The sequence below is a fragment of the Nocardioides sp. 31GB23 genome (genome assembly GCF_040012395.1).
Lineage (GTDB): Bacteria > Actinomycetota > Actinomycetes > Propionibacteriales > Nocardioidaceae > Nocardioides > Nocardioides salarius.
Genome location: NZ_JBDYKJ010000059.1, coordinates 22,576 through 32,056 on the forward strand (window position 1 = coordinate 22,576; position 9,481 = coordinate 32,056).

Consider the following 9,481-nt stretch of genomic DNA (forward strand, 5'->3'; position numbering starts at 1 on the left):
GACCCGCGGGCCCGCGGCACTAGGGTGAGCCCATGACTGCGAGCCCGCACCCGAGCGCCGACCAGCCCACGCACGGCGCCGACAGCGAGGTCGGCCGGCTGCGCACCGTCATGCTGCACCGGCCCGGCAACGAGCTGAAGCGGCTGACCCCGCGCAACAACGACCGCCTGCTCTTCGACGGCATCCCGTGGGTGGCGCGCGCCCAGGAGGAGCACGACGCCTTCGCCGACGCGCTGCGCGCCCGCGACGTCGAGGTGCTCTACCTGACCCAGCTGCTGACCGAGACGCTGCAGGACGAGATGGCGCGCAACCACGCCATCACCGCCGCGCTGTCGGGCCTGCACCTCGGCGACACGCTGCGCAGCTACCTGGGCCGCTTCCTGCACGACGCCGGCCCCGAGGACCTCACGGCGTACCTGACGGCGGGCATCCGCAACGACGAGGTGCGCGGCGGCTTCGGCCTGGTCACCTCGCTGCTCTCGCCCTACGACTTCCTGGTCGACCCGCTGCCCAACCTGCTGTTCACCCGCGACTCCAGCGTGTGGGTGCGCGACCGGGTGGCGGTGACGTCGCTGGCGATGCCGGCGCGCACCCGTGAGACCCAGCTGACCGAGCTGATCTACACCGAGCACCCGCGCTTCCGCGGCACCCGCAAGATCCACGGCTGGCACTCCGAGCACGTCGAGGGCGGCGACGTGCTGCTGCTGGCACCCGGCGTCATCGCGGTCGGCGTCGGCGAGCGCACCACCCCCGCCGGCGTGGAGCGCTTCGCCCGCCAGGTCTTCCACGCCGGCCTGGCGCGCACGGTGCTGGCGGTGCCGATCACCCAGGAGCGGGCCACCATGCACCTCGACACGATCTGCACCCTGGTCGACGTCGACAAGGTCGTGATGTACCCCAACGTCGCCGACTCGCTGCAGGCCTACACCGTCACCCTGGCCGAGGACACCGACGACGAGTCCACGCTGCGCCTCGACGTCTCCGGCGCCGAGCCGTTCCTGGTCGCCGCGGCCAAGGCGATGGGCATCGACGAGCTGCACCACATCGACACCGGCCTCGACCCGGTCACCGCCGAGCGCGAGCAGTGGGACGACGGCAATAACACCCTGGCGCTCGCGCCCCGGGTCGCGGTCGCCTACGAGCGCAACGACGAGACCAACGACCGGCTCGAGGAGGCCGGCATCGAGGTGGTGCGCATCGCCGGCTCCGAGCTCGGGTCGGGACGCGGCGGGCCGCGCTGCATGAGCTGCCCGATCGTGCGCGACCCGCTCTGACCCGCGAGCCGGCGCCAGTTCCTCCCCCTGGGCGGCTGTGACGCGCACGACGGGTGGTTGCCAGCCCGCGGCCGGTCCGCGAGGATCACCGCGGGAGGGACCCCGAACCCCCGAAAGGTTGTGCCCGTGGCCGGCTCGTTCTTCAGCGCCTTCACCCCCGAGGAGATCGCCAAGATCTCCTCCGCGGGAACCCGAGTGACCCTGCCCGAGGGCTGGGCGCCCATCTCGGAGCGCACCGGCGCCGACAAGGCCTACATCATCTTGTCGGGCACCGTCTCGGTGCGCCAGCACGGCGAGGAGATCGCCCAGCTCGGCCCCGGCGACATCATGGGCGAGGCCGCGATCGTCAACCACTCGCTGCGCACCGCGAGCGTCGTGGCCCTCAGCCCCCTCGAGCTGATCCACTTCACCGCCGAGGCGCTCAACAAGCTCGCCGTCGAGCTGCCGAGCTTCGGCGAGGCCCTCGAGGACGTCGCGAAGGAGCGCTTCGAGGCCGACCGCGCCAAGCACCGCTGAGCCGGTGGGCGACGCCGGTGCCTGAGCCCGAGGACGGGCGGGCCGCCGCGCCCGGGGCGGGGGTCTCGGCCGACCGGGTCGAGGAGCTGCTGCTGGGCCAGGCCCCCCACCTGACCCGCATCGAGGTCGGAGAGCGGGCGGGCGTGCCGCTCGACCTGGCCCGCGAGCTGTGGCGGCTGCTGGGCTTCGCCGAGACCGCCGACGACGACGTCGCCTTCACCGAGGCCGACGTCGAGGCGCTGCGCCTCAGCGCCGAGCTGACCGGCCTGGGCGTGCTCGGCCAGGACTCCCAGGCCGCCCTGGTGCGCACCTGGGGCCGCTCCTTCGCCCGTCTGGCCGAGTGGCAGACCACCCTGCTGGCCCGGATCGCGGCCGAGCACGCCGCCGGCGAGGCGGAGGGGGCCGACGACCCCGCCGCCACCGTCGAGGCGATGACGGCGCTGGTGGCCGAGGTGCTGCCACGCGTCGAGCGCCTGCAGACCTACGCCTGGAAGCGGCACCTGGCCGGCGCCTCGAGCCGGCTGCTGGCGCTGAGCGACCAGGCGACCGGCGCGGGCGCCGGCGCGCCCGGGGAGACGGTGCTGCCGCAGGCCGTGTGCTTCGTCGACATCGTCGGCTTCACCTCGCGCTCCAAGTCGCTGCGCGAGAGCGAGCTGGTGTCCTGGATCGAGGAGTTCGAGCACGTCTCGAGCAGCGTCGTGGTCGAGCGCGGGGGCCGCGTCATCAAGAACATCGGCGACGAGGTGCTCCTGGTCGCCGACGACGTCGCCACCGCCGCCGAGATCGCGCTCGACATGCTGCGCCGCGGCGACGACCCCGACGACCGGTTCCCCGCGGTGCGCGCCGGAGTCGCGTACGGCGACGTGGTGCTGCGCCTGGGCGACGTGCTCGGCCCCACCGTCAACATCGCGGCCCGGCTGACCTCGCTGGCCCGGCCCGGCACGGTGCTGGTCGACGAGCGCGCGCACGAGCGCCTGGTCGCGCTCGACGCGGGGCGCGACCAGGCGGCGTACACGTTCCGGCGCCCGCAGCGGGCGTCGGTCAAGGGCTACTCGCGGCTGCAGCCGTGGGTGCTGCGCCGCGCCTGAGCGCTCAGCGGATGGTGACCTGGCGGTTCGCCAGCCCGGAGCGCGCGGCGCGCTCCTCGGTGCTCAGCGGCGACTCGTCGGCCAGCGCGGCGGCCAGGTCGGCGGCGAACTGCGCGGCCGGGTCCTCGAGCGCCTCGGGGCCGGTGCCGACCGGGAGGTCCCAGACCGGGGCCAGCAGGCCGTGGGCGCGGAACATCCCGACCAGGCGCGAGCCCGGGGCGATGTCGTCCTTGCCGGCGGCGTGCAGACGGGCCAGCGCGTCGAGCAGCCGGTCCTCGGGCTCGGGCATCACCCAGCGCAGGTGCTCCTTGGTGCCGACGTTGGTCCAGTACGCCGACTCCACCTGGGTCAGCCGGACCGTCGGGTAGGCCGCCTCGTTGGCCTGGTCGAGCGCGCCGGCCATCGAGTCCTTGTCCTCGACGTCGGCGATCCAGTAGTCGAAGCCCTCGTGAACGGTGACGTCGAGCTCGTCGCCGGTCACCAGGTCCTGCAGCCGGGGGCCGGCGCCGGGGGCGTCGGTCAGGCCCACCACGCCGGTCTCGCCGGCCTCCGCGGCGGCCAGCGCCTTGGTCAGCACGGCACCCAGGTCGCGCGCGGGGTCGCCGAAGGAGTGCTGGACCTGCAGGCCCAGCCAGATCTCGCCGCTCTCGCGCACCATCGCCGGCGCCGCCATCGGCAGCAGCGAGCACAGGGTGACCTTGCGGTCGGAGCCCTCCACCGAGGGGTCGAGGGTCAGGGGCGCGGTGCCGGCGGGCACCAGCTCGCGCAGCGCGATCACGTCGCACTCCGAGGGCAGGCCCTCGAAGGGGCGGTTCACGAACGCGGCCGCGCCGCCGTCGGGCGCGCCGTGGCAGGCCTTGTAGCGCTTGCCGGACCCGCACGGGCAGGGCTGGCGGGGGCCGACCTCGCCGGGGGTCGACTCGGTGGTGCGCTGGTCACGGGCCTTGGTGCGGGACTTCTTCGCCATGGGCGTGAACCTACCGGGCGCGCGGGCGGCTAGTGGACCCCGAGGTCGTCGAGCAGCTCCAGCACGTACGCCGGCCGGTCGCTGATCACGGCGCTGACGCCCAGCTCGAGGCACAGCTCGAGGTCGCTGCGGGTGTTGACCGTCCACACGTGCACCTCGTGGCCGCTGTCGGCGATCCGGCGGGCGGTGCGCGGGTGCTCGCGCAGCTCCTGCACGCCGGGGCCGAGGATCCAGTCGCGGCCCACGCTGCGGCGCACCAGCGGCCACGCCCCCATCTGGTCGATCAGCTGGACCACCCGCACGTCGGGCGCGCGGCGTCGTACGCGGCGCAGGGCCTGCCACGAGAAGCTCATCACCCGCGCCGGCCCGCCGGGAGAGGTCCAGCCGAAGTCGGCGAGCAGCTCGACCACCCGCTGCTCCACGAGACCGCCGTAGCGGGTGGGGTGCTTGGTCTCGACCGCGAGCTCGACGCGGCGGTCGTAGTCGGCGGCGACCTCGAAGAGCTTGCGCAGGGTCAGGACCTTGCCGTGCTCCTCGTCGACGTCGGGGCGCTCGTCGTCGAGCTCGGCCCACGGGTGCTTCCAGGTCGCGAAGTCGAGCTCGGAGAGGTCGGCCAGGTCCATCGTCGACACGGTGCCGCGCGTGGCCGCCGTACGCCGCAGGTCGCGGTCGTGCACGCAGACCAGGTGCCCGTCGGCGGTCAGCCGCACGTCGCACTCCAGGCCCTGGGCGCCGTCGTCGAGCGCGGCGATGTAGGCCCCCAGCGTGTGCTCGGCGTGGTCGTGGCTCGCGCCGCGATGGGCAAGGACCTGGGGCCTCATCCGGCGATCATCGCGCACCTCGCCCGTTCGGGCGAGCACCGTCAGCGGCTGCCGTCCTCGTGCCGACCCTCGCTGATGGCGGTGGCGGCGGCGCGCAGGTTGGCCTCGGGCGGGCGCGACCCCTCGGGCAGCCGACGGTGCAGCTCGGCGAGCACCTCGTCCTCGGGCCGGCCGGACAGCTCGTCGCCGACGCTGCGCAGCACCCGCTGCAGCGCCACGGTGGGCTCGGCCTCCTGGTCGGCGAGGCCCGCGCCCCGGTCGGGCTCGTGGCGCCGGGCGTCGTCGGTGGGGCCCATGGACTCAGCGGCAGGGTCGTGGTGGCTCATGGCCCCGACGGTGCCACGCCCCCTCGGGCGCCCACTCCCCCCGAGGGGTGCGGGTCGTGGCTTGGGTCGTGGCTTGGGTCGTGTGCCGGAGGACGCGTCATGGCGCGGCCACGGGCCACGACTCGACCCACGACCCGGACCACGACCCGCCGGGCTCCTCGGGTGTCGATCCAGGCCGGGTGGGCGGGAGATTCAGGCCGGGTGAGTGGGAGATTCAGGCCGGGTGGGCGGGAGATTCAGGCCGGGTCGGCGTGGTCGCGCAGGTAGCGGCCGAAGTGCGGGACGGTGAAGGCGATCCGGCCGCGTTCACCGGAGTAGATGAGCCCCTTCTTGAGCAGGGCGTCGCGGGCCGGGGAGAGCGACTGGGGCTTCTTGCCGAGCACGGCGGCGACGTCGGCGGTGGCGACGGCGCCGACCGGGTCCTCGCCGAGGTCGGCGGCGGCGTCGGCCATCGCGCAGAGGTAGTCGCGCTCCCCCGGGGTGGCGCGCTCGTAGCGGGAGCCGAAGAAGCCGACCGCCAGCTCGCGTTCCGCCTCGGGGGCGGCCACGGCGACGTCGTCGGCGCTGATCGGCGAGCGGGGGGCGTGGTCCCAGACCGCCTTGCCGTAGGCCTGGATGAAGTAGGGGTAGCCGCCGGTGGCGGCGTACATCGCGGCCAGGCCGTCGTCGGTGAACTCGGCGTCCTCCTCGGCGGCGGGCGCGCACAGCGCCCGGTCGGCGGCGTCGCGGGAGAGCCGGTCGATGCGCTGGTAGCTGAAGAGCCGCTCGGAGTACGACTTGCTGGCGCTGAGCACCGCGGGCAGGTGCGGCAGGCCCGCACCCACGATGATCACCGGCAGCCCCGACTGGCTGATCTCGTGGCAGGCCGCGCAGAGGGCCGAGACGTCGGCGGGCCCGAGGTCCTGCATCTCGTCGATGAAGACGCCCACGCCCTTGCCGAGGTCGGAGGCCAGCCCGCCGACGTCGGTGAGCAGCTCGACGAGGTCGATCTCGATGTCGCCGGAGTCGGCGCGCCCCCGGGCGGCGGGCACGTCGATGCCGGGGCTCCACCGGTCCTTCAGCTTGGCGTCGGCGCCGGCTTCGCGCTGCGCGAAGGCGCGCAGCACGCCCAGCACCTGGTCGACCTGGTCCTGCTCGGGGTGGCCCAGCTCGCGGATCGCCTGGTGCAGCGCGCTCGACAGCGGACGCCGCAGCCCCTGGTCGGGGCGCGCCTCGAGCTTGCCGGTGCCCCAGCCGCGGCGTACGGCGGCCGAGCGCAGCGCGTTGAGCAGCACCGTCTTGCCGACCCCGCGCAGCCCGGTCAGCACCAGCGAGCGCTCGGGGCGCCCGCGGGCGACCCGCTCGAGCACGACGTCGAAGGCGCGCAGCTGCTCGTCGCGCCCGGCCAGCTCGGGCGGGCGCTGGCCGGCGCCGGGGGCGTAGGGGTTGCGCACGGGGTCCACGATCGGACGGTATCGGCTTCTCTAGCGGAATCCGGATATTCGACTAGCGAGCCGGATCGCGGGTCGGACGTCAGCCGGTCCGTTCGACCCGGTCTCGGGCGGCGACGTACTGGGCGTCGAGCCCCTCGCGCAGCAGGGCGATCAGCCCGGGGACCTCGTCGACCCGCAGGCGGAAGGAGCCCGTGCACAGGTTGTCGCGCCACTGGGAGAGGACCACGAGCCCGTCGTCGTGGTGCCAGGAGACCCGCAGCGCACGGTCGTCGCCGCGGCGGTCGAGGAAGATCGACCCCGCGTCGGAGAGCCTCCGCGCCGGCGACATGCCTCCATCATCGCCCCACGTCCCGTCCGCCGCCAGCCTCTCGCTCGCCGTCCGCTCGCTGAGGCCCTCCCCCAGGTGCCGCCGGGCTGCCTAGGATGAGTCCGTGCCGGAGCTGCCCGAGGTGGAGGCGCTGGCCCTCGACCTGGGGGGCCGGCTGGCCGGGCGTGCGTTCACCAAGGTCCACCTCGCGCAGTTCAGCGCGCTGAAGACGTTCGACCCGCCGCTGGGCGCGCTCGAGGGCGTGCTGGTCGACGGCGTCACCCGCCACGGCAAGTTCCTCGACATCGACCTGTCGGGCACCCACCTGGTGATGCACCTGGCCCGGGCCGGCTGGGTGCGCTGGCGCGACGAGGTGCCCGCCGCCCCGCCCAAGCCCAGCCCCAAGTCGACGATCGCGGCCCGCATCGTGCTCGACGACGAGACCGGCCTCGACGTCACCGAGGCCGGCACCCGCAAGAGCCTGGCGATGTACGTCGTGCGCGACCCGCAAGAGGTGCCCGGCATCGCCAGCCTGGGCCCCGACCCGCTCACCGACGACTTCACCCGCGAGCGGCTCGGCGAGATCCTGCGGGCCGAGGGCCGCAAGCAGCTCAAGGGAGTGCTGCGCCACCAGGGCACCATCGCCGGCATCGGCAACGCCTACTCCGACGAGATCCTGCACGCGGCGCGGATGTCGCCGTACAAACCGGCCTCCTCGCTCGACGACGACGAGCTCACCGTCCTCTACGACGCACTGCGCGAGACCCTGGGCGCCGCCGTCGACCGCTCCCGCGGGCTGGCGGCCAGCGAGCTGAAGAGCGAGAAGAAGACGAACCTCGCGGTGCACGGGCGCACCGGCCAGGCCTGCCCCGTCTGCGGCGACACGGTGCGCGAGGTCTCCTTCGCCGACTCGAGCCTGCAGTACTGCCCCACCTGCCAGACCGGCGGCAAGCCGCTGGCCGACCGGCGGATGAGCAAGCTGCTCAAGTGAGCCGGACAGTATGCTCGACAGGTGCGTCGGAAGTCTGTGACCAAGTCAAAGGTCGTTGCCGTCGCTATCTCTGCCCTAACCGTCGCTGCGCTCGCCGGTTGCACGAACGACGGTGGTCCTCGCGCCGCCTTGGCCAGCATTGAATCCGCCCCAAGCGCGGCAACGGACCGCGCAAGTAGGAGCGGCAATCCGAATGTGAAGTCTTTCGTCGGACCGGCCAGCGAGCGTCTAGAGGTTGGAGAGTCCGCCAAACTCGTTGTGGGCGTTCACTGCGGACTGCGATATGCCCAAGTCGATGGTTCGGTGTGGCAGGTCGTCAAGAGTGACCGTGCCTACCGCGGCGGCGGCGCTTCGCCGCTCATTGAGGGGCTAGCCACGCGCGAATTGCCGGACGTCGTCGTCTTCGAGAGCGCCAGCCTCCAGGAGGAGATCACCTTGCGGCCTGTGCCGCAGCCTAAGAACTACGTCTGCTTCTAGGCTCCTCGAACGTCCGCTTCAGCCGCGATCCGCGCGCTTGCCTATCACACCTGAATGGCATAAGGGGCCCACGCCTGTTCGCCAGAAATGCCCGGCTGCAGCACCAGCCATCGGCAGCGTACTTCATGTCCACGCTAGGTGAAACGACAGAGGCGAGCCGCGTCCACGCAAAGTGAAACGCGAGCCACCCCGTCCACCAAGACTGAAATCATTTCTTGGCCTCGAAGTGAAACGTCACGCTCAAACGGGGGGCCGGGTTGTCCACTCAAACTGAAAGGTCACACGGTGGCTCCGGGCTGGCCGACCTCGATCGTCGCCGGATGGTGCGATCCTTCGACCATGCCGACGAGACCCGTGCCCGACGGAGGTCGGCGGTACGACTTCCCACCGTTGTGGCTCGTTCCCCTCGTGCTCATCGCCGGGATCTTCATGATCGTGTTCGTCTCCATGACGCTCGGCGTGCTCGGTTTCGTTGCCGGGCTGGTAGCGATCTACTGGCTGCAGCGGAAGGCCGACGCCTACGTGCGAGCCAGAGACGCAGACGCAGACGCGGACTGACATCCCGCTCCATCTGGGAAGCCGGCTCCCCGCCGGGGCGGGCTCCGCTCAGCCCACGCCGACGGTGAGGCCCAGGACCAGGCCCACCGCCGCGCACACGCCCAGCACCCGCAGCACCGACCAGCCGAGCCGGAGGACCAGCACGGCGGCCAGCAGCGCGACGACCACAGCGGGCCAGCGCACCGAGTCGAGCAGCGGGACCTCCAGCGACAACGGCCCCCGCTCCACGACGTCGGTCGCGCCGAAGAGCGTGTGCAGGGCGAAGTAGAGGCCCAGGTGGGCGATCACGCCCACCACGGCGGCGGTGATCCCGGCCAGCGCGCTGGCGAGCGCGCGGTTGCCGCGCAACCGCTCGACGTACGGCGCCCCGAGCAGGATGAACAGGAAGCAGGGCACGAACGTGACCCAGGTGGTCAGCAGCGCCGCCAGGACCGCCGCCACCCACGGGTCCAGCGGGCCCGGCGCGCGGTAGGCGCCGACGAAGGCGACGAACTGGACCACCATCACCAGCGGCCCGGGCGTGGTCTCGGCGAGGGCCAGGCCGCGCACCATCTCGCCCGGCGCGAGCCAGCCGTAGACCTCGACCGCCTGCTGGGCCACGTAGGCCAGCACGGCGTACGCGCCACCGAAGGTGACCAGGGCCGCGCCGGAGAAGAACAGCCCCTGGTCGACCAGGATGCTCGAGGGGCCCAGCAGCAGCGCCGCCGCCGCGACCGGCGCCGC

General features: G+C 73.1%; 12 protein-coding genes. 6 read left to right on the plus strand and 6 right to left on the minus strand.

What is annotated here, in order from left to right; translation table 11 throughout:
• Nucleotides 1–32 precede the first annotated feature (32 nt).
• The 3 genes from ABKW28_RS17200 (at nt 33) to ABKW28_RS17210 (ending at nt 2,878) form a co-directional block, all read left to right on the plus strand.
• Entirely contained in the window at nt 33–1,274 is a 1,242-nt protein-coding gene (locus ABKW28_RS17200; protein WP_341229709.1) for an arginine deiminase, read from the plus strand.
• Between the two features lie 126 nt (nt 1,275–1,400).
• The gene (locus ABKW28_RS17205; protein ID WP_341229710.1) at nt 1,401–1,790 is read left to right on the plus strand and encodes a cyclic nucleotide-binding domain-containing protein; all 390 of its coding nucleotides are present in this window, start codon (nt 1,401–1,403) and stop codon (nt 1,788–1,790) included.
• A 17-nt stretch (nt 1,791–1,807) separates the two neighbouring features.
• Nucleotides 1,808–2,878: an adenylate/guanylate cyclase domain-containing protein gene (locus ABKW28_RS17210; RefSeq protein ID WP_348611835.1), complete on the plus strand. Its 1,071-nt coding sequence runs from the start codon at nt 1,808–1,810 to the stop codon at nt 2,876–2,878.
• 4 nt (nt 2,879–2,882) lie between these two features.
• On the opposite strand, the gene ABKW28_RS17215 is transcribed toward ABKW28_RS17210, so the two are convergent.
• The 5 genes from ABKW28_RS17215 to ABKW28_RS17235 all read right to left on the minus strand — a co-directional run bounded on the left by ABKW28_RS17215 (nt 2,883) and on the right by ABKW28_RS17235 (nt 6,753).
• Nucleotides 2,883–3,845 (minus strand): DUF5926 family protein, encoded by a 963-nt coding sequence (locus ABKW28_RS17215; RefSeq protein WP_348611838.1) that lies wholly within the window; start codon nt 3,843–3,845, stop codon nt 2,883–2,885.
• A gap of 29 nt (nt 3,846–3,874) precedes the next feature.
• Entirely contained in the window at nt 3,875–4,666 is a 792-nt protein-coding gene (locus tag ABKW28_RS17220; RefSeq protein WP_348611841.1) for a glycerophosphodiester phosphodiesterase family protein, read from the minus strand.
• 41 nt (nt 4,667–4,707) lie between these two features.
• Entirely contained in the window at nt 4,708–4,992 is a 285-nt protein-coding gene (locus tag ABKW28_RS17225; protein WP_193670882.1) for a hypothetical protein, read from the minus strand.
• 236 nt (nt 4,993–5,228) lie between these two features.
• The gene (locus ABKW28_RS17230) at nt 5,229–6,434 is read right to left on the minus strand and encodes an ATP-binding protein (protein ID WP_193670883.1); all 1,206 of its coding nucleotides are present in this window, start codon (nt 6,432–6,434) and stop codon (nt 5,229–5,231) included.
• A 70-nt stretch (nt 6,435–6,504) separates the two neighbouring features.
• On the minus strand, nt 6,505–6,753 hold the full coding sequence (locus ABKW28_RS17235) for a hypothetical protein (RefSeq protein WP_348611844.1): 249 nt from the start codon (nt 6,751–6,753) through the stop codon (nt 6,505–6,507).
• Between the two features lie 103 nt (nt 6,754–6,856).
• Between ABKW28_RS17235 and ABKW28_RS17240 the strand changes: the two genes are divergently transcribed.
• The 3 genes from ABKW28_RS17240 (at nt 6,857) to ABKW28_RS17250 (ending at nt 8,758) form a co-directional block, all read left to right on the plus strand.
• The gene (locus ABKW28_RS17240; RefSeq protein WP_348611847.1) at nt 6,857–7,723 is read left to right on the plus strand and encodes a DNA-formamidopyrimidine glycosylase family protein; all 867 of its coding nucleotides are present in this window, start codon (nt 6,857–6,859) and stop codon (nt 7,721–7,723) included.
• A 195-nt stretch (nt 7,724–7,918) separates the two neighbouring features.
• A complete protein-coding gene (locus ABKW28_RS17245) occupies nt 7,919–8,200 on the plus strand; it encodes a hypothetical protein (protein ID WP_348611850.1) in 282 nt (93 codons plus the stop codon).
• A 339-nt stretch (nt 8,201–8,539) separates the two neighbouring features.
• The gene (locus ABKW28_RS17250) at nt 8,540–8,758 is read left to right on the plus strand and encodes a hypothetical protein (RefSeq protein ID WP_348611853.1); all 219 of its coding nucleotides are present in this window, start codon (nt 8,540–8,542) and stop codon (nt 8,756–8,758) included.
• Between the two features lie 48 nt (nt 8,759–8,806).
• Here ABKW28_RS17250 and ABKW28_RS17255 read toward each other — a convergent pair.
• A partial coding sequence (locus ABKW28_RS17255) for a chromate transporter (protein WP_348611856.1) occupies nt 8,807–9,481 on the minus strand: 675 nt, incomplete at its 5' end.

What these genes read in the sequence shown, in the direction of transcription:
- ABKW28_RS17225 (WP_193670882.1), bottom strand. Translation starts at nt 4,992, where the DNA reads ATGAGCCACCACGACCCTGCCGCTGAGTCCATGGGCCCCACCGACGAC.
- ABKW28_RS17235 (WP_348611844.1), bottom strand. Translation starts at nt 6,753, where the DNA reads ATGTCGCCGGCGCGGAGGCTCTCCGACGCGGGGTCGATCTTCCTCGAC.
- ABKW28_RS17215 (WP_348611838.1), bottom strand. Translation starts at nt 3,845, where the DNA reads ATGGCGAAGAAGTCCCGCACCAAGGCCCGTGACCAGCGCACCACCGAG.
- ABKW28_RS17220 (WP_348611841.1), bottom strand. Translation starts at nt 4,666, where the DNA reads ATGAGGCCCCAGGTCCTTGCCCATCGCGGCGCGAGCCACGACCACGCC.
- ABKW28_RS17250 (WP_348611853.1), top strand. Translation starts at nt 8,540, where the DNA reads ATGCCGACGAGACCCGTGCCCGACGGAGGTCGGCGGTACGACTTCCCA.
- ABKW28_RS17200 (WP_341229709.1), top strand. Translation starts at nt 33, where the DNA reads ATGACTGCGAGCCCGCACCCGAGCGCCGACCAGCCCACGCACGGCGCC.